16 protein-coding genes are annotated in these 20,729 nt (G+C 60.4%); 10 read left to right on the top strand and 6 right to left on the bottom strand.

The window, feature by feature from the left end; translation table 11 throughout:
* The first annotated feature begins 42 nt into the window (after nt 1-42).
* Complete coding sequence (gene trxB / locus IE091_RS12205) at nt 43-993, top strand: thioredoxin-disulfide reductase (protein WP_039182403.1); 951 nt, start codon at nt 43-45, stop codon at nt 991-993.
* Nucleotides 994-1,004: 11 nt separating this feature from the next.
* Here the strand turns inward: trxB and IE091_RS12200 are convergent, their stop codons facing one another.
* Entirely contained in the window at nt 1,005-1,538 is a 534-nt protein-coding gene (locus IE091_RS12200) for a GspH/FimT family pseudopilin (protein ID WP_189463757.1), read from the bottom strand.
* 80 nt (nt 1,539-1,618) lie between these two features.
* Here IE091_RS12200 and thiO point away from each other — a divergent pair, with 80 nt between their 5' ends.
* Nucleotides 1,619-2,716, top strand: a complete 1,098-nt coding sequence (gene thiO / locus IE091_RS12195; protein ID WP_189463756.1) for a glycine oxidase ThiO — start codon at nt 1,619-1,621, stop codon at nt 2,714-2,716.
* A gap of 4 nt (nt 2,717-2,720) precedes the next feature.
* Here the strand turns inward: thiO and IE091_RS12190 are convergent, their stop codons facing one another.
* Nucleotides 2,721-2,990 (bottom strand): PP0621 family protein, encoded by a 270-nt coding sequence (locus IE091_RS12190; RefSeq protein WP_081138865.1) that lies wholly within the window; start codon nt 2,988-2,990, stop codon nt 2,721-2,723.
* 135 nt (nt 2,991-3,125) lie between these two features.
* Here IE091_RS12190 and IE091_RS12185 point away from each other — a divergent pair, with 135 nt between their 5' ends.
* Nucleotides 3,126-4,760, top strand: coding sequence for an NAD+ synthase (locus IE091_RS12185; protein WP_189463755.1), 1,635 nt, complete (start codon nt 3,126-3,128; stop codon nt 4,758-4,760).
* A 25-nt stretch (nt 4,761-4,785) separates the two neighbouring features.
* Here IE091_RS12185 and IE091_RS12180 read toward each other — a convergent pair whose 3' ends face one another.
* The 3 genes from IE091_RS12180 to IE091_RS12170 all read right to left on the bottom strand — a co-directional run bounded on the left by IE091_RS12180 (nt 4,786) and on the right by IE091_RS12170 (nt 9,783).
* Nucleotides 4,786-6,942 (bottom strand): putative bifunctional diguanylate cyclase/phosphodiesterase, encoded by a 2,157-nt coding sequence (locus IE091_RS12180; RefSeq protein ID WP_189463754.1) that lies wholly within the window; start codon nt 6,940-6,942, stop codon nt 4,786-4,788.
* An 83-nt stretch (nt 6,943-7,025) separates the two neighbouring features.
* Nucleotides 7,026-8,732 (bottom strand): methyl-accepting chemotaxis protein, encoded by a 1,707-nt coding sequence (locus IE091_RS12175; RefSeq protein ID WP_189463753.1) that lies wholly within the window; start codon nt 8,730-8,732, stop codon nt 7,026-7,028.
* A gap of 235 nt (nt 8,733-8,967) precedes the next feature.
* Nucleotides 8,968-9,783: an outer membrane protein assembly factor BamD gene (locus IE091_RS12170; RefSeq protein ID WP_039182422.1), complete on the bottom strand. Its 816-nt coding sequence runs from the start codon at nt 9,781-9,783 to the stop codon at nt 8,968-8,970.
* A gap of 197 nt (nt 9,784-9,980) precedes the next feature.
* Here IE091_RS12170 and rluD point away from each other — a divergent pair, with 197 nt between their 5' ends.
* The 5 genes from rluD (at nt 9,981) to ilvN (ending at nt 17,158) form a co-directional block, all read left to right on the top strand.
* On the top strand, nt 9,981-10,940 hold the full coding sequence (gene rluD, locus IE091_RS12165; RefSeq protein WP_039182424.1) for a 23S rRNA pseudouridine(1911/1915/1917) synthase RluD: 960 nt from the start codon (nt 9,981-9,983) through the stop codon (nt 10,938-10,940).
* Nucleotides 10,937-11,692: a peptidoglycan editing factor PgeF gene (pgeF, locus tag IE091_RS12160; protein ID WP_189463752.1), complete on the top strand. Its 756-nt coding sequence runs from the start codon at nt 10,937-10,939 to the stop codon at nt 11,690-11,692. Before rluD ends, pgeF begins: the two co-directional genes overlap by 4 nt.
* 157 nt (nt 11,693-11,849) lie before the next feature.
* Nucleotides 11,850-14,444 carry an ATP-dependent chaperone ClpB gene (gene clpB, locus IE091_RS12155; RefSeq protein WP_039182428.1) on the top strand — a complete coding sequence of 865 codons (2,595 nt, stop codon included), beginning with the start codon at nt 11,850-11,852 and terminating at the stop codon, nt 14,442-14,444.
* Between the two features lie 498 nt (nt 14,445-14,942).
* A complete protein-coding gene (locus IE091_RS12150) occupies nt 14,943-16,667 on the top strand; it encodes an acetolactate synthase 3 large subunit (protein ID WP_189463751.1) in 1,725 nt (574 codons plus the stop codon).
* Entirely contained in the window at nt 16,667-17,158 is a 492-nt protein-coding gene (ilvN, locus tag IE091_RS12145; protein WP_016916051.1) for an acetolactate synthase small subunit, read from the top strand. The genes IE091_RS12150 and ilvN overlap by 1 nt, the downstream gene beginning before the upstream one ends.
* Nucleotides 17,159-17,235: 77 nt before the next feature.
* On the opposite strand, the gene ilvY is transcribed toward ilvN, so the two are convergent.
* Nucleotides 17,236-18,123, bottom strand: coding sequence for an HTH-type transcriptional activator IlvY (ilvY, locus tag IE091_RS12140; protein ID WP_016916052.1), 888 nt, complete (start codon nt 18,121-18,123; stop codon nt 17,236-17,238).
* A gap of 193 nt (nt 18,124-18,316) precedes the next feature.
* Between ilvY and ilvC the strand changes: the two genes are divergently transcribed.
* Nucleotides 18,317-19,333, top strand: a complete 1,017-nt coding sequence (gene ilvC / locus IE091_RS12135) for a ketol-acid reductoisomerase (RefSeq protein WP_016916053.1) — start codon at nt 18,317-18,319, stop codon at nt 19,331-19,333.
* 151 nt (nt 19,334-19,484) lie between these two features.
* Nucleotides 19,485-20,369: a CDP-diacylglycerol--serine O-phosphatidyltransferase gene (gene pssA, locus IE091_RS12130; protein WP_039182438.1), complete on the top strand. Its 885-nt coding sequence runs from the start codon at nt 19,485-19,487 to the stop codon at nt 20,367-20,369.
* Nucleotides 20,370-20,729: the final 360 nt, after the last annotated feature.

Genomic DNA, 20,729 nt, shown 5'->3' with positions numbered 1-20,729 from the left:
TGTCGACGACGAACTCTGCTCAATTGTCACAAAGGTGGTGTCATGGAAACGCGTCATGAACGTTTGATCATTCTAGGCTCTGGCCCGGCGGGGTACACGGCAGCGGTTTATGCCGCTCGGGCAAACCTGAAGCCGCTGCTGATTACCGGCATGCAGGCGGGTGGCCAGTTGACCACGACGACCGATGTGGACAACTGGCCCGGCGATGCCGAGGGCGTACAAGGGCCTGAGTTGATGGAACGCATGAAGCAGCATGCCGAACGTTTCAACACCGAAGTGCTGTTCGATCATATCCACGAGGTGAGCCTTGGCGAGAAGCCGTTCACCTTGAAGGGCGATAGCGGCGTCTATACCTGCGACGCCCTGATCGTGGCTACCGGTGCCAGCGCTCGCTATCTGGGGTTGCCGTCAGAGCAGCAGTTCATGGGCCAGGGGGTCTCTGCCTGTGCTACCTGCGACGGTTTCTTCTACCGCAATCAGGAAGTGATCGTGGTCGGCGGTGGCAACACGGCGGTCGAAGAAGCGCTCTACCTGTCGAACATTGCCTCCAAGGTCACGCTGGTCCATCGCCGCGATACGCTTCGTGCCGAAAAGATCCTGCAAGACAAGCTGTTCGAGAAGGCAGAGGCAGGCAAGATCGCCTTGGAATGGTTTTACGAGGTGGAAGAAGTGCTGGGCGACAACACCGGCGTCACCGGCGTGCGGGTGAAGTCGACGCAGGACGGCAGCACCAAGGAGATCCACGCGCCTGGGCTGTTCATCGCCATCGGCCACAGCCCCAATACGGGCATCTTCGAAGGCCAGCTGGAAATGAACGGTGGCTACATCAAGGTACAGTCCGGCAGCGAGGGTAACGCCACGGCCACCAGCGTGCCAGGCGTGTTTGCCTGTGGCGACGTCATGGACCATATCTATCGCCAGGCCATCACCTCGGCGGGCAGTGGCTGCATGGCAGCGCTGGATGCAGAGCGTTACCTGGACGGTATTGCCTGAGGCTGACCCGACTAGCAGGCGATAGGCGACGTATCGATACGCAGTCTGCCTAACTGGCTCAGCACCAGCCGCTTGCCCGTTTCGCCCGTCGCGCACACGTCGAAGCTGCCGTTATAGCCGCTGGCATGGCCGAGTGGCGTGTACGTCACTCGATGCCAGCCACGGCTATAGGTGGTGTAGGTGGCCAACTGGCCGGGAAAGGTGCGCAGCACCTGCGCTGGCTCGATGGTATCCGTGGCGCGTCCTTTCACCACCATCAAGGTGTCGTGCCAGCTCGCAGTGCAGGCAGTGTGTTGTGGGTTGGCTGGGCAGATGGTGACCGCCGTGCGCTGGGTAATGGCCGTATTGCGCGCCAAGGCAAACGCAGCCTGCAGCCGCGTCGTTTCACTGTTGAGCATGCTGTGGTGCCCCAAGGCTTGAAAACTTGGGGCCAGCCAGGCAGTCATGACGGCCATCAGCACCAGGGCCACCATCAGTTCTAGGAGCGTAAAGCCTCGCTGAACCGAGCCAGGCCGTGGGTGTGCAGCGGTATCGCATGTCATCATGAGACCCTCTGTGTACGGTCATGGGACTTATCCTAGAGGGCCTTGTGCTCTTTTTATGTAAGCCAAAACGGACAAAGCTTGTGAGCCATATCTTAATTATTGGCGGCGGTGTCATCGGCATGATGACCGCGCTCCAGCTGGCTGATGCAGGGCAGCAGGTCACGTTGGTGGAGCGCGGGCAGTGTGGCCAGGAGGCTTCCTGGGCGGGTGGGGGTATCGTCTCGCCGCTCTACCCCTGGCGTTACGGTGAGCCGGTGTCGCGGCTCTCGCGCTGGTCGGAAGGGGTGTACCCCACGCTGGCGCTGCGGCTGCTGGAAGAAACGGGCATCGACCCCGAGTATCGCCAGAAAGGCCTGCTTTACCTGAACGTGGAAGATGACGAGCAGGCGCTGGCGTGGGCTCGGCAAATGGGCAAGCCGCTCGAACGGGTCGAGGCAGAGGTCGTGCAGCAGAAAGAGCCCGCCGCGCTGGCCTCTGGCGGAAGCGCTCTGTGGATGCCGACGCTGGGCAGCATTCGTAACCCCCGCCTTGGCCAGGCGCTGCGGGCCCGGCTGGCGGCGATGCCGAGCGTCACGCTGGTCGAGCAGTGCCAGGTCACCGGCTTCCTCCAGCGTCAGGGCAAGGTCGTGGGGGTGGCCACGGGGTCGGGCGAGCTGCATGCCGAGCGAATAGTGGTATGTGGCGGAGCCTGGGCAGCCCAGCTACTGGAAGGCCTGGGTGTCCAGTTGCCCGTTCGGCCCGTGAAAGGGCAGATGATCGCTTATCAGACCCCGCCAGGGCTGGTGCAGCGGGTGGTGCTGAAAGATGGTCGCTATGTGATTCCGCGTAACGATGGTCTGCTGCTGGTGGGCTCGACGCTGGAAGAGGCCGGGTTCGATAAAACCACCGATCAGGACGCCCTGGCGTCGCTGCGCCAGAGTGCTGAAAACATCATTCCTGCACTGGCCAGGTACCCCGTGGCGTATCACTGGGCGGGGCTGCGTCCGGGCTCCCCGGACGGCATTCCGTTCATCGGCGCGCTGCCGGAATTTCCCAACGTGTTCGTCAATGCAGGGCACTACCGTAATGGTCTGGTACTGGCTCCCGCCTCGACGCATCTGCTGGTCGACCAGCTATTGGATCGTGAGCCGCTGATCGACCCAGCGCCTTACTTGCCGGTGGCGCTACGTCGGGGGTAGCGCATCAAGCATTACCGTCGTCGCGATCACGCTGTTCCTGCAGGAAACGGTCGCGGTGGGCGCTGCAGCAAAACCACTGCTCATGGTCACGCAGTGCCTCGCTTTCCGGCACGTGGACGTCGCACCAGCGGCAGCGCACCATCTGCCCGCCTTCATGGCGAGGAGCGGGGGGCTGCTGCTGGGAAAGGCGGTGCTGGCGATACATGCCGTAGAGTTTCAGGCCTGCATAAAACAGCACCGCAAAAATAATCAGCCGAATGATCAACAGGTTCATCCTCGATAACTCCCATACCGGGAAAAAGCGGGCAGTACGCCTGTAGCCGTATGGCCTTTGCCAGCAGGCGCACCTTGCGGGACAATGCCCCAAGTGCCATCGTATTCTGAAGATTCTCAAGAGATTTTGACGCCCATGCAAGACTTAACGCTGGTAATGGCCCAACTCGACCCGCTAGTGGGAGATATTCCCGGCAATGCCGCGCGCGCCATCGAGGCCGTGCGTGAGGCGAGGATCGAGCATGGGGCGGACATTGTGGTCTTTCCCGAGCTGTTTCTTTCCGGCTACCCGCCGGAAGATCTGCTGCTGAGGCCTTCCATGGAAGCGCGCCTGCGCGAAGCCCGCGCCAAAATGGCCGAGAAGGTGGCCCGAGACGTGCTGGTCATCATTGGTTATCCCGGCGTGCGTGAAGGCAAGTGCTACAACATGGCGGGCGTGCTGTACAACGGCCAGTGGGAAGCAGAGTACGCCAAGCAGGCGCTGCCCAACTACCAAGTGTTCGATGAGCAGCGCTACTTCACCCCCGGCACCCAGCCACTGGTTTACGAGCACAAGGGTGCCAAGCTGGGGCTGTTGATCTGTGAAGACTTGTGGGAAGGCTCGCCGGTCAAGGCGGCGCAGGCGGCCGGGGCGGAAGTATTGATCAGCCTGAATGCCTCACCCTACCACCAGGACAAGCCCACCGAGCGGCTGCGCCTTCTGGAGCAGCGGGCTCAGGACGTTCAGCGCCCCATTCTTTACGTCAACACCATTGGCGGCCAGGATGAGCTGGTGTTCGACGGCGGTTCTTGCTGTGTGGATGAGCAGGGCCAGCTCAAGGTGCTGGCCCCTTACTGGCAAGCCGGGCTGATGCCCGTTCAACTGCTGCAAACCAGCGCCGAGCGTTGGGAGCCCCAGGCCGGAGAGATCGAGCCGGAAGTCATGCCGGAAGAGAGCCTTTATTGCGCGCTGGTCACCGGGCTGCGTGACTACGTCAATAAAAGCGGCTTCAAAGGCGTGGTGCTGGGGCTTTCCGGCGGCATCGACTCCGCCTTGTCGCTGGCGATTGCGGTGGATGCGCTAGGGCCGCAGCGCGTTCAGGCGGTCATGATGCCTTACCACTACACCGCCGATATCTCCAAGCAGGATGCCGCCGAGCAGGCCAAACTGCTGGGGGTGCATTATGACGTGATGCCCATCGAGCCCATGGTAGAGGCCTTCATGGCGACCCTGGCGGATAGCTTTGCGGGCACCGAGCGTGACACCACCGAGGAGAACCTGCAGTCGCGCTGCCGAGGCGTGCTGCTGATGGCCATTTCCAACAAGAAGGGCCTGATGGTGCTGACCACCGGCAACAAGAGCGAAATGGCCGTGGGCTATGCCACGCTCTATGGCGACATGGTGGGCGGCTACAACGCCATCAAGGATGTCTACAAGACCTGGGTCTACCGCCTGGCACGTTGGCGTAACACCCAGTCGCCAGCCATTCCAGAGCGGGTCATCGAGCGTCCGCCCAGCGCAGAGCTGGCGCCCGACCAGCAGGATAGCGATTCCCTGCCGGATTACGATGTGCTGGACGCGATTCTGGTGCGCTACATCGAAGGGGACATGAGCGCCGAAGCCATCATTGCGGCGGGTTACGACGAGGACGATGTCTACAAGGTGGTGAAGCTGGTGGACCGCTGCGAGTACAAGCGTCGCCAGGCTCCGGTAGGTGTACGGGTCACGCCGCGTGGTTTCGGGCGTGACCGTCGTTACCCCATCGTCAATGGCTGGCAGCCGGGCGAGTAGCGCCTGCTGCCAGCCGCGACCAGCCCTAGGCCAGTACGGGAGGAGGTGCCAGGCAATGCTTGGCCATCTCCTCCGGTGCCACTGGCTTGCAGAAGTAGTAACCCTGATAGGCATGGCACTGGTGCGCGTTGAGATAGCGCCAGTGCTCGATGGTTTCCACACCTTCTGCAATCACATCAAGCCCCAGTGAACGCCCCATGGCAATGATGGTTTCGACGATGGCCATGTCGTCGGCGTCCTGATGCACATCGCGCACGAACGACTGGTCGATCTTTATCTGGTCCAGCGGCAGGCGCTTCAAGTACTGCAGCGAGGAGTATCCGGTACCGAAGTCATCCATGGCAAAGCTGATGCCCAGCGCCTTGAGCTGGTGCATGCGCTCGATGGTGTCCTCCACTTTGCTGATCACAGTGCTTTCGGTCAGTTCCAGCTTCAAACGATGGGCAGGGGCGCCACTGAGCTCCAGCGCGGTGGCGACTTCCTCCACGAAACCGGGTTGCTGAAACTGCTTGGCACTGACGTTCACCGCCAGCACCAGATGCCGGGTGTGCTCCGTGGCCTGCCAGGCCGCCAACTGCTCACAGGCTGCGTGCAGTACCCAACTGCCAATCGGCACGATCAGCCCGGTTTCCTCCGCCAGGGGGATGAACATGCCGGGGGAGACAAACCCTCGCTCCGGGTGCTGCCAGCGAATCAGCGTTTCGGCACCAATCGCCCGCCCTTGGTTATCTACCTGCATCTGATATACCAGCACGAACTCTTCCTGCTCGATGGCCAGGCGCAGGTCGCGCTCCAGCTCCGTGCGGCTTTCCAGCTGGGCTTGTACTTCGGGGTCATAAAAACGCAGGCCGTTCTGTCCGCCGCGCTTGGCCAGGTGTACCGCTGAGTTGGCGTACTGAAACAGGCTGTCGATGCTCTCTTCCAGCCCTTTGAACAATACCAGGCCCTGGCTGACGTTGAGGAACTGCTGACGGCCTTCCAGGCAGTAAGGCTGGGTCAGAGTGTGACTCACCTGCTGGGCAAAGAACTCGGCTTTTTCGGCCGCTTTCAGCTGGTCTTCATCCAAGCCGTCCACGATGATGGCAAATTCGTCTCCGCTGAGCCGGCCAATCGTGCAGCCTTGGGGCTGCAGCGTTTCCAGCCGCTTGGCCATCTGCTTGATCAACTCATCCCCGGCGCGGTGGCCAATGCCATCGTTGATGCGCTTGAACTCGTCCACGTCCACATAGATCAGGCTGCCGTAGGTGCCCGTGTGCGCATTGGTTTCGAGCGAGTGCTGAAGGTGTTCGCGCATCAAGCGCCAGTTGGGCAGCTCGGTAAGCGAATCGTAGTAGGCCAGTTGATGCACTTGCTGCTCGGCATGACGCCGCTGGTGCTCGGAGTCACGCAAGCTCAATAGCGAAGCGGCGATGCGCTGCAGGGTTCCGCTATGCTGCTGGCTGAGCCGCTCCACTGCCTGCATGTCCGGTAACTGATCCGAGCGCTTGGAAAGGGCGAGAATGGCATCGCCCACGATGACCAAGCGTTGATTGATCCGCCATGCCGCGATCATCGCCGCGCCCAGCAGTAGCGAGAACAGCCCAATGCCGGTCCAGAGAATGGAGTTGCGCTCGTGGGTCAGTGCCTGGTACGACTCGCCATGTCGATCACTGGCTCGCTGGGTCAGGGCTTCGAAAATCTGCTGAGAAAACAGGTTGAACGTCGTGAAGTACTGCTGGGCTTCACGTAGATAATAGCCAGCGTCTCCCTGATTCAAGGTGGCGGCTTCGTTCGCCATGTCCACAAAACGACGGTAATCGAAGAAGGCGCGCTGCAGAGTGTCCGCACTCTCGTGGCTGAGATCGTAGATCAGGGGTGAGGCCGCCAACTGGTCGATGCTCTGACCAATCCGGGAAAGCTCCAGATTGATGATGCCATACTCGGAATAACGCTGCATGGCACTCAGGTTGGTGTCGGTTGCCTGGCTGAGGACTTCGGTGACCCGCTGATGCAGGTCGCTCAACTGGCGGTCAAAGGTGGCCATTTGCACCAGCGTGTCCAAATCATTGGACTGCAGCTGATGGTTTTGCAGCGACTGCTCTTTCAACACCTGGGTGGCAAGCGCCAGCAGCAGCATGGCGGGTAACACCACCATCAGTACCGGTAGCAAGAACACCATAAACAGGCTTTGGGAAGGTTTCATGATAACCTCGAAGGGAAGGCAGTGGCCGTGATGCAGTGCATCACGGCCTGTCTAAATAGTTAACGGCAAAGCGCGCGTTTTATTTAGAAACTTTCCCACTCGGGCTCGGCCGAGGTCGTTTTCGAAGCGGGTAACGCCGGTGCCGTGGCGGCAGGGCGCTTCAGTTCTTGAGCCGGAGAGTGTTGCTGGCGGGAAGGCGTCGCGCCAGTGGCAGGCAGTTTGAACGCCCCCATGGCGTGGAGCAGCTGATGCGCGTTTTGGCGTAAGTTGTTGGCCGCCGTGGCGCTCTCATGAACCAGCGATGCGTTCTGTTGGGTCACCTGATCCATTTCGGTCACGGCTTGCCCGACTTCCTGCACGCCAGCACTCTGTTCAGCGCTGGCATGGCTGATTTCCTGCATGATGCTGGTCACCCGCTCAATGGCGTGGACGATGTCTTCGGTCGACTTGCTGGCCTCTTCTGCACGCTCGTTACCATGGTTGACGCGTTCGAGGTTGCTGCTGATCAAATCATTGATTTCCCGGGCAGCATCGGCGCTGCGCTGGGCGAGTTTGCGCACCTCTTCGGCAACCACGGCAAAGCCTCGGCCATGTTCACCGGCCCGTGCGGCTTCCACCGACGCATTCAAGGCCAGGATGTTGGTCTGGAAAGCAATCGAGTCGATGGTGGAGATGATGCCGGCAATTTCCTGAGAGCTCTTGTTCAGGTCGTTCATGATGGCCACGACATGGTGCACCGCTTCACCGCCCTGGGTCGCCGTCTTCGAGGCGCTGGCAGCCTCATGACTGGCTTGCTCAGAGTTGTCGGCGTTCTGCCTCACGGTGCTGTTGAGCTGCTCCATGGCAGACGCCGTTTCTGCCAGTGCACTGGCCTGCTCTTCGGTGCGGGACGCCAGGTCATTATTGCCTTCCGCGATCTGCTCGCTGTTGGAAGCGACCGCCTCGGCCGATGCGCGCACCTGCGTCACGATATCCTGGAGCTGCTTGGCCATGGCGACCTGGGAAGCCATGATGCTGCGTGTATCATTCTTCTTCACACGGCCTTTGGTCGCCAGCTCACCGCGCCCAATCGCTTCTGCAAATGCCTTGACTTCATAGGGTTCGGCGCCCAGCTCTCTGAGCAGCTGGCGTGACAGGAACACCGCAATCATGCTGCCAATCAACAGGGCAAACAGGGTCAGGCCCAGCATCTGCAATTGAAAACCTGAAGCCGTCGCGCGGGCATCCTCGGTGGTGACATTGTTGATCTGCTCTTGCAGGTCGATGAATTGATTGATGCGGCTCAACCACTCGCGGTAAGACGGGCCCGCTTGTTCGAGCATCAACGCCTGCGCCTGCTCGAACTGGTCAGCGTTCCTGGCATCGATCACTTGCTCCGACAGGGCCATGGTGGCAGTGGCCTGATCATTGATGCTGCTCAGCAGCGCCTGCTCTTGTGACGTGGCGGGGTACTGCTGGTTCAGGTCACGCATCTTGCTGATGGCAGTTTCGTAGAGGCCACGCAAACGGGTCAGCTCGTCTTGCAATGTGCCCAGGTTGCCGTTGCCTGCCGTGATGACCACGTCGCGCAACACGATCGCGCGATCATGCACACTGCCTCGCATGTCCACGGCGAATCGCTGCTTGGCTCCGTTGATATCGTTGATCTCGCTCAGGCTGCGGTCGATCTGGTTGACCTGATAGATACCGGCTGCTGTCAGCAGTACCAGCAATAGCAGGATCGTCGAGAAACCGGCGGTCAGTCGGGTGCTGATTTTCGTGCCGGCTAGGCGTTTATACAGGGATGGCATAAGGAAGCTCCTCAGGCGCCGTGCAGGCGCTTTATTATGTTCGGCGGGGCAATAATAGCGCCGCGTGAATATTTTGTACAATAATTGTATCGATATTGGTTTTTGAAAATCTAATCAAGTGCCTGTTAATTAAGCTTTTGTGACAAAAACAAAAAAACCACGCCAAAGCGTGGTTAGATAAGGTGCATCGATTGTATAGCTTTTAAAAAGGGGTGGCTAGCACCCCGCTTCAACGTTAGTTACGGCCGCCGTTGTATTTGGGCACGAAGCGGCTGCCTTGCAGTTGCTCGTGATCGGGCGCATTTTCACGCAGCACGGCCAGGACTTCGCTGGCGCGATCTTGCATGCCCATGCCTTGGTAACCTTCTACCATGGTGGCCAGAGCATCCCGCGTGGCGTTGGACTCCGGATAGTTTTCAACGACCCAGCGACCGCGCTCGATGGCCGCGAGGAAGGCGCCACGACGCAGGTAGTAGTCGGCGACATGCAGCTCATGGCGAGCCAGCAGCTCACGCAGGTAGACGATACGCTGCTGGGCATCTGGGGCGTATTGGCTTTGCGGATAGCGTTGAATCAGCTCGCGGAAGTCGTTGTAGGCATCCCGTGAGGCGCCCAGGTCGCGCTTGGAAATATCGATCAGGCGCAGGCGTTCCAGGCTGAAGCGCCCTGCTTGCCAAGCGGACAGCCCGCGCAGGTAATAGGCGTAATCCACTTGCGGGTGGTCAGGGTGCAGGCGAATGAACCGGCTGGCCGCCGCGCGGGCCTCTTCCCAGTTACTGTTTTCGTAGTAGGCGTAGATCAGTTCGAGCTGGGCCTGTTCGGCATGAGGGCCAAACGGGTAGCGGGTGTCCAGGGCTTCCAGGCGCTCGATGGCGATAGGGTAGCGATTGCTGTCGAGGGCCGTACGGGCCAGCTCATACAGCTCGCGCTCTTGAACACCGGCAAACTCGTCTTCGTCTTCCGGAGTGGTGTCATTGCTGGCACAGCCTGCTAACAGGGCAAGACTCAGGGCCAGGGCGCCAAAGCGGTTGGCAGCGGAAAAAACGCGCATCATCATCCTCGTTGCAAACAAGCCTCAATCACCGAAAAGCGACGATGGCCATAAGTAGAAATGGTAGAATAGGTCGCAGTCAGCCCACTATAAAACACCTGAGCGCAAAACGCAGGCTTGGCGACACTTTGCTGTAAGGGTTCAGCGGTGTCGTGTCATCCAGAAGTGGGCGTGTTTGTGTCATAAAGAGGTCATTCATGTCTCGAATTGTGGAAGCCACGCAGCGCGTCCCCGCCACCCTGGCGGGCGCACGCTTGGACCAAGCCGCCGCGGAGTTGTTCAGCGATTATTCCCGCGAGCGCTTGAAAGCGTGGATCAATGCGGGGGAACTCACGGTCGATGGGGCCCAGGCCAAGCCCAAGGCCAAGCTGCACGGCCACGAAGTGTTGGCGCTCCACGCCACCATCGAAGAAGACACTCGCTTTGCGCCCCAGGACATCGCTCTGGACATCGTTTATGAAGACGACGACGTCATGGTGGTCAACAAGCCTGCGGGGATGGTGGTACATCCTGCTGCAGGCAATCCCGATGGCACGCTGCTCAATGCGCTGCTGTTCCATCACCCTTCGCTGGCAGAAGTGCCCCGAGCGGGCATCGTCCATCGGCTGGACAAGGACACCACTGGCCTGATGATGGTGGCCAAGACCCTGCCCGCGCAAACGGCGCTGGTAGAGCAGCTTCAGGCGCGGACCGTGTCACGCCAGTACGATGCGGTCGTGCTCGGCAAGCCGGTGTCGGGCAGCACGATCGATGCCCCCATTGGTCGGCACCCGAAGGACCGCAAGCGCCAGGCCGTGACCGCCTCGGGCAAGCCTGCGGTGACGCATTTTCGTGTCGTCGAGCGGTTCCGCGCGCACACCCACGTGCGCTGCCAGTTGGAAACCGGGCGTACTCACCAGATACGCGTGCACATGTCTCATGCGCGTTTTCCGCTGGTGGGCGACCCGCTGTACAGCGGTCGCGCCAAGCTACCGCCGGGGGCAGCCGGGCCATTGAAGGAGATTCTGCGTGAATTTCCCCGTCAGGCGCTGCATGCGCGCCAGTTGAGCTTCGTCCACCCCGTCAGTGGAGAAACGCTGACCTTCAAGGCGGAGCTGCCTGACGATTTGCTGATGCTGCTGGATTATCTGCGTGAAGATAGCGAGACCATGCGATGAGCGATGCCATAGACCTGCGCCCCACGCTGCTGCGCCCTGATTGGACGGCGCCTGCCAACGTACAGGCCTTTGTGACCACCCGCGAGACAGGCCCCAGCCAGAACGACTTCGCGGCGTTCAATCCGGCGGCCCACGTGGGCGACAACGCCGACCACGTGGCGCTTTGTCGTCGGCTGCTGCACAAGGAAATCGGCGATAGCCGTCCGCTGCTGTGGCTCAATCAAACCCACGGGGCACGGGTGCAGCAGGAGTATCAGGAAGGCGCGCCGGAAGCCGATGCCTCGGTGGCCAGCAGCAGCGACTATGCCTGTGTGGTACTCACCGCCGACTGCCTGCCGGTGCTGTTCTGCAATCGGCAGGGCACCCAGGTGGCGGCGGCCCACGCCGGATGGCGCGGGCTCGCCGGTGGTGTGCTGGAAGCCACGGTGGCAGCGATGAACTGCGACCCCGAAGACATTCTGGTGTGGCTTGGCCCGGCGATCTCCAATGCCCAGTTCGAGGTGGGCCCGGAAGTATACGGCACCTTCGTGGCCATCCAGCCCGACACCGCAGAAGCCTTCGATCATAGCCCTTATCGCCTGGGCCATTACATGGCCGACCTGTACCGCCTGGCGCGTTTTCGCCTGGAGGCGTTGGGCATCCATCAGATCAGCGGTGGTCACTTCTGTACGGCCTGCGAGTCGCGCTTTTACTCTTATCGGCGGGATAACGGCAATACTGGCCGCATGGCAAGCGTGATCTGGATCAAGTGAGCCGTCGGTCAACGGCTGGTTAATATCGCACGCCTCTTGAAATGGCCATAACTGCCGCCATTTTACTTGTCAAGCTAATCGTCTTTAGCACGTTCAACGACAGGTTATCGGGATGCGCCGTGGGTCGAAACGCACGGCACCCCCCAGGAGGTACTCCATGCGATTCGATAAATTTACTGCCAAGTTGCAGGCCGCCATTGCCGAGGCTCAATCCCTCGCCGTGGGGCGTGGCCACAATCAACTCGACCCTGCCCATTTGCTGCTGGCGCTGCTCGACACGCGCGATACCGGCATCAAGGCGCTGATCGAAAAAGCCGAAGGCAGCAGTTCCCGGCTGCGCGACGGCTTGCAGCGCCAACTGGAAGACTTGCCCAAGGTCAGCCAGTTCGACGGCGAGGTCCAGCCTTCCCGGGAATTCGTCAAACTGATGAACCTGACCGACCGCGAAGCGCAAAAGCGCGGCGATCAGTTCATTGCCTCCGAGCTGGTGCTGCTGGCGGCGCTGGAAATGAACGGTGCCATCACCAAGCTGCTCAAAGAGGCCGGGCTGACGCGCAAAAGTCTCGAGGCGGCCATCGACAGCCTGCGTGGCGGCTCCCGCGTTGACGACCCCAATGCCGAAGATCAGCGTGAAGCGCTGAACAAATATACCCTCGATCTGACCCAGCGAGCGCTGGAAGGCAAACTCGACCCGGTGATCGGTCGTGACGACGAAATTCGTCGTACTATCCAGGTGTTGCAGCGCCGCACCAAGAACAACCCTGTACTGATCGGTGAGCCGGGCGTGGGCAAGACCGCCATCGTCGAAGGCCTGGCCCAGCGTATCGTCAATGGGGAAGTGCCCGAAGGCCTGAAGGAAAAGCGTGTGCTCTCGCTGGATATGGGGGCGTTGCTGGCGGGCGCGAAATTCCGTGGGGAATTCGAAGAGCGGCTGAAAGCCGTGCTCAAGGAACTCTCCCAGGAAGAAGGTCGGGTGATCCTTTTCATCGACGAGCTGCATACCATGGTGGGCGCAGGCAAGGCGGAAGGTGCCATGGACGCTGGCAATATGCTCAAACCGGCGTTGGCCCGAGGCGAGCTGCACTGTGTCGGGGCCACCACGCTGGATGAGTACCGTCAGTACATCGAAAAAGACGCGGCCCTGGAGCGGCGCTTCCAGAAAGTGCTGGTGGACGAGCCCTCGGAAGCGGATACCGTGGCCATTCTGCGCGGCCTGAAGGAGCGTTACGAAGTTCACCACGGTGTCGATATCACCGACTCGGCCATCATCGCGGCGGCCAAGCTCTCGACTCGTTATATCACCGACCGCCAGCTGCCGGACAAGGCCATCGACCTGATCGACGAGGCAGCATCGCGCATCCGTATGGAGCTGGACTCCAAGCCGGAGGAGATGGACCGTCTCGACCGCCGCCTGATCCAGCTCAAGATGGAGCGGGAGGCGCTCAAGAAAGAGACCGACGACGCCACGAAAAAGCGTCTGGAAGCCCTCAATCAGCACATCCATGAGCTGGAGCGCGAGTACGCCGACCTGGATGAGATCTGGAAGGCGGAAAAGGCCAGCATCCAGGGGGCAGCGCAGTTCAAGGCCGAGCTGGAGCAGGCGCGTATCGACCTCGAACAGGCGCGCCGCCAGGGGGATCTTGGGCGTATGTCGGAGCTGCAGTACGGCAAGATTCCCGCGCTGGAGAAAAAGATCAGCGAAGTGGGCGAGGGTGAAGCCGATACCACCAGCCATCAGCTGCTGCGCTCCAACGTGACGGAGGAGGAGATTGCCGAAGTCGTGTCCCGCTGGACCGGCATCCCGGTGTCCAAAATGCTCGAAGGCGAGCGTGACAAGCTGCTGCGCATGGAAGATGCCCTGCACGAGCGGGTCATCGGTCAGCACGAAGCCGTGGAAGCAGTGGCCAACGCGGTGCGGCGTTCCCGGGCGGGCCTCTCCGACCCCAACCGCCCCAACGGCTCGTTCCTGTTTCTGGGCCCCACCGGGGTGGGCAAGACCGAGCTGTGCAAGTCGCTGGCCAATTTCCTGTTCGATACCGAAGAGGCCATGGTGCGCATCGATATGTCCGAGTTCATGGAGAAGCACTCCGTGGCCCGTCTCATTGGCGCACCGCCTGGCTACGTCGGCTATGAAGAGGGCGGTTATCTGACCGAAGCGGTGCGCCGCAAGCCGTACTCGGTGCTGCTGCTGGATGAGGTGGAAAAAGCCCACCCGGATGTGTTCAACATCCTGCTCCAGGTGTTGGAAGATGGGCGCTTGACCGATGGTCAGGGGCGTACCGTTGACTTCCGCAATACGGTCATCGTCATGACCTCCAACCTGGGCTCGGACATCATCCAGCGCATGGGAGGCGATACCAGCAGTGACGACGGCAGCGACTACGAGTTGATGAAGCAGGCAGTCATGGAAGTAGTGGGCAATCACTTCCGCCCTGAGTTGATCAACCGTATCGATGAAGTGGTGGTGTTCCATGCCCTTGGCCAGGAGCAGATTCAAGCGATTGCCGGGATTCAACTGGAGCGCCTGAAGGCTCGCCTGGCAGAGCACGATCTGAGCCTGGAAATCAGTGACGACGCCATGGCGCAGTTGGCGGTGGTTGGCTTCGACCCCGTATTTGGCGCGCGGCCGCTGAAACGTGCCATCCAGAGCCGCATCGAAAACCCGCTGGCGCAGGATCTGCTGGCTGGCAAGTACGCCCCGGGCGATACCATTCGCATCAGCGCGGGTGAAGGCAAGCTGATCTTTGGCTGATCCCGGAAGGGCTTGCTGCGCAATCAAATAGGGCGAATGCCCCGTCAGTGACGCTGGCGGGGCATTTTTTTGCAGCGACTGCGACCTTTGTTGCGTTTGCTTGGATAGGTGGTTGACACGCCAAGGGCGCTAATGGAATCTTGTGGGTTCCTGATTTGCGGGCGCGGAACCAGCGGGCAATCCCTCATCACCGCGCGAAGGGTAGGCTCACGCCTCTACCCGCCGAAGGACTTCCGGGCTCGGGCTAACCGCCTGACCTGGCCAACGCCCCGACACGGCAAACCGCCGTGTAAGGGAGGCACGCGTCAAGCTCGCCACGTCCAGACAGGCCATGGTGACCAGCAACGCGTGCTCCCGATGAGAGTGCAGGCCCTAACCGGGCCATATTGCCAGGGTTTGGCATCAGGTGCCGGCATGGGCCGGCAGCGGCATACCGCCGCACTCGACCCCGCAGGATGTCCTGCGGATCGCACTCGAGACCTCCAGGGGAGAAACACAGTGGAACTGCTTTCCGGCGCAGACATGATCGCCCGCTTCTTGCAAGATGAGGGCGTAGAGTACATTTATGGTTATCCCGGTGGTGCGGCACTGCATATTTACGATGCGCTGTTCCGCCAGGACAAAGTGAAGCACATCCTCGTGCGTCACGAGCAAGCGGCCACCCACGCGGCTGACGGCTATGCCCGTGCCTCCGGCAAGCCCGGCGTGGTGCTGGTGACGTCCGGCCCCGGTGCGACCAACGCAGTCACGGGTATCGCGACTGCCTACATGGACTCCATTCCCATGGTCGTGCTGTGTGGTCAGGTCATGAGCCACCTGATTGGTGACGACGCCTTCCAGGAAACCGATATCGTCGGCGTGACCCGGCCCATCGTGAAGCACAGCTTCTCGATTCGTCACCCTTCTGACATTCCGGAAGTGCTGAAAAAGGCCTTCTACCTGGCCTCTACCGGCCGCCCCGGCCCTGTGGTCGTCGATATTCCCAAGGACATGACCGCGCCCACCGAGCGCTACGAGTACGTGTACCCGAAGAAGGTCAAACTGCGCTCCTACAATCCGGTGACCCGTGGGCATACCGGGCAAATCAAGAAAGCCGTCGAGATGATGCTGAAGGCCAAGCGCCCCGTGTTCTACACCGGCGGTGGTGTGGTTACCGGCAAGGCCAGCGAAGGCTTGACCGATCTGGTGAAGCAGCTTGGTTACCCGATCACCACCACGCTGATGGGCATTGGCGCTTACCCGCAAAGCGACCGCCAGTGCTTGGGTTGGTTGGGCATGCACGGCTCGTATGAGTCCAACATGGCCATGCACCACGCGGACCTGATCATTGCCATCGGCGCACGTTTCGACGACCGCGTGACCAACAACACGTCGAAATTCTGCCCCACGGCCAAGATCATCCATGTGGATGTCGATCCCAGCTCGGTCTCCAAGACCGTGCGTGCCGACGTGCCCATCGTCGGTCCAGCCGCCAGCGTCATCAACGAGATGATCAGCCTGGTGCAGGGGCACGAGATTGCCCACCCCGAAGCGTTGACCGACTGGTGGCAGAAGATCGACGGCTGGCGCGCCGAGCGGGAAGGCAAGCTCTATGAGCCCTCCAAGCCCGGCGAGGCGCTGAAGCCTCAGGAAGTCATCGAGGCACTGTGCCGCGTCACTCGGGGCGAAGCGTACGTCACCACCGACGTGGGCCAGCACCAGATGTTTGCCGCGCAGTACTACAAGTTCGACAAGCCCAACCGCCTGATTACCTCCGGTGGCCTGGGCACCATGGGCTTCGGCTTTCCGGCCGCCATGGGCATCAAGCAGAACTTCCCCGAAGACGACGTGGTATGTGTCACGGGGGAAGGCAGCTTCCAGATGATGATGCAGGAGCTTTCCACCTGTAAGCAGTACGGGGTGGGGGTCAAGATCGTCAACCTGAACAACGCGTCGCTGGGGATGGTGCGCCAGTGGCAGGACTTGAACTACAAGTCCCGCCATGCGCACTCCTACATGGAGTCGTTGCCCGACTTCCATATGCTGATCGAAGCTTACGGGTTTACCGCCATCACGGTCACTACCCTGGACGAGCTGGAGCCAGCGCTGGAGCGTGCCTTTGCCAACAAGCATGAGCTGGTATTCCTGGACGTGAAGGTCGACCCCTTTGAGCACGTTTACCCGATGCAAGTGCCGTTAGGCGCGATGCGTGACATGCTGCTGTCCAAAACGGAGCGTACCTGATGCGTCATATCATCTCGATTCTGATGGAAAACGAACCGGGTGCGCTGTCACGTGTAGTCGGGTTGTTCTCTCAGCGTAACTTCAACATCGAAACGCTGAACGTAGCACCGACGGAAGACCCGTCGCTGTCACGCTTGACGGTCACCACCATCGGTGACGACCGGGTGATCGAGCAGATCACCAAGCACCTCAACAAGCTGATCGACGTGGTGAAGCTGGTCGATCTGACCGAAGGTAACCACATCGAGCGGGAATTGATGCTGGTGAAGGTCAAGGCGCTGGGCGCTGCCCGTGATGAAGTGAAGCGTACCGTGGATATCTTCCGCGCCCAGGTCGTGGACGTGACACCGAGCCTCTACACCGTTCAGATCACCGGCGATGCCTCCAAACTGGATGCTTTCCTGCAGGCCATGGCGCCGGTGGGCATTCTGGAAGTGGCGCGCACGGGCGTCTCCGGCATTGCCCGCGGTGACAAGGTGCTGTCGCTCTGATCGCGCGTTAGTACCCACCCAAAACCGCCCTTCGCCGGGCGGTTTTTTTGTTTTTGAGTGGCGCCAGGCGGATGCCGCTAGCGAGGTGCCACCGTGGTCCAGAAAGCATCGATCATGGGATTCTGCAGCCGCCGGTTCAGCACGCACAGGCCGACATCGTAGTGGGGCAGCTCGGGCTTGACGTTGAGTACCTGCACACGCTCTGCCAGCGGGCTGTTGTCCAGCACGATACGCGGCACCACACCGACCCCAAACCCTAGCCCCACCATGCTGACGATGGCCTCATGTCCCGCCACCTGGGCATAGATGCGGGGCGCGATGCCCATGGCCTTGAACCAGGTATTGGCGTACTCCCGCGACAGGCCCGCCTCCGACAGAATCATGGGCACATGCCGCCACTGTTCGGCGGTCGAGCTTTCCGGATGGCTAGGCAGCCAGGCATGGGTTTCCGTCGGGGCGATGAACAACAGCGGCGAGCGGGTGAGCGACTTGAACGCCAGGGCGCTGGGAGGAATGCGAGGCCTGGGCGTAATGGCCATGTCATCGGCCCCTTCCAGTACGCGGTTCATGGCGTCTGCCGGGTCACCCGTATGCAGCTTGAGCTCGATGCCGGGGTGGCGTACCCGCACATCGCTCAACAGCTCATACAAAAAGCTGTAGCTGGCGGTGACCGAGCAGTAGATGCTGATTTCCCCGCTGAGCTGTGTCGCGCTGGTGGCCAGCGTGCGCTTTTGGGTTTCCCACTGCTCCAGCGTCTCCTTGGCGTAGCGCAGGAAGGCGATCCCTTGCGGGGTCAGCGTGACATGCCGGTTGTCGCGTTCGAACAGGCGGGTGCCCAGCTCGCTCTCCACCTGTTGAATCGAGCGGCTCAAGGTGGAAGGGCTGATATGGCACAGCTCGCTGGCGCGCCCGAAATGCAGCGTATCCGCCAGAGTGACCATGTGCTTGAGAAGACGAAAATCCATGGGGTCGATGCCCTGAGTGTGATTTCATTTTATGAAATAGTATGTTGCAAATATAGCGTTTTACGCAATGGTGCTGCTGGCGTAGAGTGACCTCAACGCCGAATCCCAGTGCTGCACTAGACGGCACGGGTGGCCATCAACGCTGACACATACACGATAACGATCTGATTCAACCGATTTCTGGAGTCTCGCCATGCACGTTTACTACGATAAAGATTGCGACCTTTCCCTCATTCAGGCCAAGAAAGTCACCATCGTCGGCTACGGTTCTCAGGGCCATGCCCACGCCAACAACCTGAAAGAGTCGGGTGTCGATGTCACCGTAGCGCTGCGCAAAGGCTCCTCGTCTGCGGCGAAAGCAGAAGCGGCAGGCCTGAAAGTCGCCAGCGTGCCGGAAGCGTGCAAGACCGCTGACGTCGTCATGATTCTGGCGCCGGACGAAAACCAGAAAGCCATCTACGAGCAGGAAGTCGAGCCGAATCTGAAAGAAGGCGCGACCCTGGCGTTTGCCCACGGTTTCAACATCCACTACAACCAGATCGAGCCGCGTAAAGACCTCGACGTGATCATGATCGCGCCGAAAGCACCGGGCCACACCGTGCGCTCCGAGTTCGTCAAGGGCGGCGGTATTCCCGACCTGATCGCGATCCACCAGGACGCCTCTGGCAACGCCAAAGAGCTGGCGCTCTCTTACGCTGCAGGCGTTGGCGGTGGCCGCAGCGGTATCATCGAGACGACCTTCAAGGATGAAACCGAAACGGACCTGTTCGGCGAGCAGGCGGTCCTTTGTGGTGGCGCGGTCGAGCTGGTGAAAGCCGGTTTCGAAACCCTCACCGAAGCAGGTTACGCACCGGAAATGGCCTACTTCGAGTGTCTGCACGAACTCAAGCTGATCGTCGACCTGATGTACGAAGGCGGCATTGCCAACATGAACTACTCCATCTCCAACAATGCGGAGTATGGCGAGTACGTGACCGGCCCTGAGGTGATCAACGACGAGTCTCGCGCTGCAATGCGCAATGCACTCAAGCGTATCCAGACCGGCGAGTACGCCAAGATGTTCATCCAGGAAGGCAACACCAACTATCCGTCCATGACCGCACGCCGTCGCCTGAATGCCGAGCACGAAATCGAGCAGGTGGGTGCCAAGCTGCGCGGCATGATGCCGTGGATTGCTGCCAACCAGCTGGTCGACAAGTCCAAAAACTGATCGACCACCGTCATGAAAACGCCCCGAAGCGCCTCTGCGTGCTTCGGGGCGTTTTGCATTCCGGCTGTCAGGACTGGTCGGCAAGGGTTCACCGTGTAGAATGAGAAGGGTTCACTTGTGAATGTGACTTCACTCTAAATGGATGACACTTATGACTCAGGATGCTCGCGACCCAGAGCAGGAATCGCTCCCTTCGTCCGCTGCAGGCGCGGACAGCGCGGCTACTCCTTCGTCGAAGGAAGAGGACATCGTGCGGAACGAGGATCTTGCCGCTGCTTTTCTTCGTGAAACCGAAGTCGTGGAGGAGGCCGTCGAAAACGGCAAGAAGATTCGCCGCAAGGGCATCTACCTGCTGCCCAACCTGTTTACGACGTCGGCACTGTTTTCTGGTTTCTTTGCCGTGGTGGCTGGTATCAATGGCGAGTTCACGTCGGCAGCGGTGGCCATCTTCATCGCCATGGTGCTGGATGGCCTGGATGGTCGCGTGGCGCGCATGACCAATACGCAAAGCGCTTTCGGGGCCGAGTACGACAGCCTATCGGACATGATCTCGTTCGGCATGGCGCCTGCCTTGGTCGCCTTTACCTGGATACTGCAAGATATCGGCAAGACCGGCTGGGTGGTGGCCTTTCTCTATGTGGCATGTGCTGCCCTGCGCCTGGCCCGCTTCAACGTACAGATCGGCAGCGTCGACAAAAAGTGGTTCATCGGCTTGCCCAGCCCTTCGGCTGCGGCGCTGGTCGCCGCCAGCGTGTGGACATTCCACAGCTTCGACGCCGATGCCTTCGGCTTCAAGCTGCTGATGCTGCTGGTGGTGGGCGCGGCGGGTATTCTCATGGTGAGCAATATCCGCTACTACAGCTTCAAGGACCTGGACTTCAAGAAGCCCGTGCCCTTCGTGGTGCTGCTGGCGGTGGTGCTTGGATTCGTGATGATCTCGGTACAGCCCTCGGTCATGTTGCTGTTGCTGTTTGGTGCCTACGTCTGCTCGGGGCCGGTGCTGGCCGTCATGCGCAAGGCCAAGCCCAAACACTGAGCTGAAATTATTTTACAAAAGCCCTTGCCAACCCGGCAGCGAATCCGTAAAGTACGCATCCGCTGCCGGGGACGCCAAGCGTTACCAGCGGTGAAGAAGGTTGAAAAACCTTCGGTTTGTCAGGAGGTTAGCGTCATCTGTTGGCTGGATTGATCGCTCGCTTCACTCGCTGAAAACAGCCCTTGACAAACACCACGGAATGCGTAGAATACGCCTTCCTCGCTGAGGCAACACGGTTCAGGTCACCGAGCCAGCCACAGCGAAATGATGACAGTAGTATCGCTCTTTAACAATTTGATCAGGTAATTCATGTGGGCGCTTGCCGATGAGGGTGAATCATCACCTAATATCAAGGCAAGC

The organism is Vreelandella hamiltonii, assembly GCF_014651775.1.
GTDB lineage: Bacteria > Pseudomonadota > Gammaproteobacteria > Pseudomonadales > Halomonadaceae > Vreelandella > Vreelandella hamiltonii.
This window is presented reverse-complemented; position numbering and strand designations above follow the sequence as displayed.

What these genes read in the sequence shown, in the direction of transcription:
- trxB (WP_039182403.1), top strand. Translation starts at nt 43, where the DNA reads ATGGAAACGCGTCATGAACGTTTGATCATTCTAGGCTCTGGCCCGGCG.
- IE091_RS12200 (WP_189463757.1), bottom strand. Translation starts at nt 1,538, where the DNA reads ATGATGACATGCGATACCGCTGCACACCCACGGCCTGGCTCGGTTCAG.
- IE091_RS12190 (WP_081138865.1), bottom strand. Translation starts at nt 2,990, where the DNA reads ATGAACCTGTTGATCATTCGGCTGATTATTTTTGCGGTGCTGTTTTAT.
- IE091_RS12185 (WP_189463755.1), top strand. Translation starts at nt 3,126, where the DNA reads ATGCAAGACTTAACGCTGGTAATGGCCCAACTCGACCCGCTAGTGGGA.
- IE091_RS12180 (WP_189463754.1), bottom strand. Translation starts at nt 6,942, where the DNA reads ATGAAACCTTCCCAAAGCCTGTTTATGGTGTTCTTGCTACCGGTACTG.
- IE091_RS12175 (WP_189463753.1), bottom strand. Translation starts at nt 8,732, where the DNA reads ATGCCATCCCTGTATAAACGCCTAGCCGGCACGAAAATCAGCACCCGA.
- IE091_RS12170 (WP_039182422.1), bottom strand. Translation starts at nt 9,783, where the DNA reads ATGCGCGTTTTTTCCGCTGCCAACCGCTTTGGCGCCCTGGCCCTGAGT.
- rluD (WP_039182424.1), top strand. Translation starts at nt 9,981, where the DNA reads ATGTCTCGAATTGTGGAAGCCACGCAGCGCGTCCCCGCCACCCTGGCG.
- pgeF (WP_189463752.1), top strand. Translation starts at nt 10,937, where the DNA reads ATGAGCGATGCCATAGACCTGCGCCCCACGCTGCTGCGCCCTGATTGG.
- clpB (WP_039182428.1), top strand. Translation starts at nt 11,850, where the DNA reads ATGCGATTCGATAAATTTACTGCCAAGTTGCAGGCCGCCATTGCCGAG.
- ilvN (WP_016916051.1), top strand. Translation starts at nt 16,667, where the DNA reads ATGCGTCATATCATCTCGATTCTGATGGAAAACGAACCGGGTGCGCTG.
- ilvY (WP_016916052.1), bottom strand. Translation starts at nt 18,123, where the DNA reads ATGGATTTTCGTCTTCTCAAGCACATGGTCACTCTGGCGGATACGCTG.
- ilvC (WP_016916053.1), top strand. Translation starts at nt 18,317, where the DNA reads ATGCACGTTTACTACGATAAAGATTGCGACCTTTCCCTCATTCAGGCC.
- pssA (WP_039182438.1), top strand. Translation starts at nt 19,485, where the DNA reads ATGACTCAGGATGCTCGCGACCCAGAGCAGGAATCGCTCCCTTCGTCC.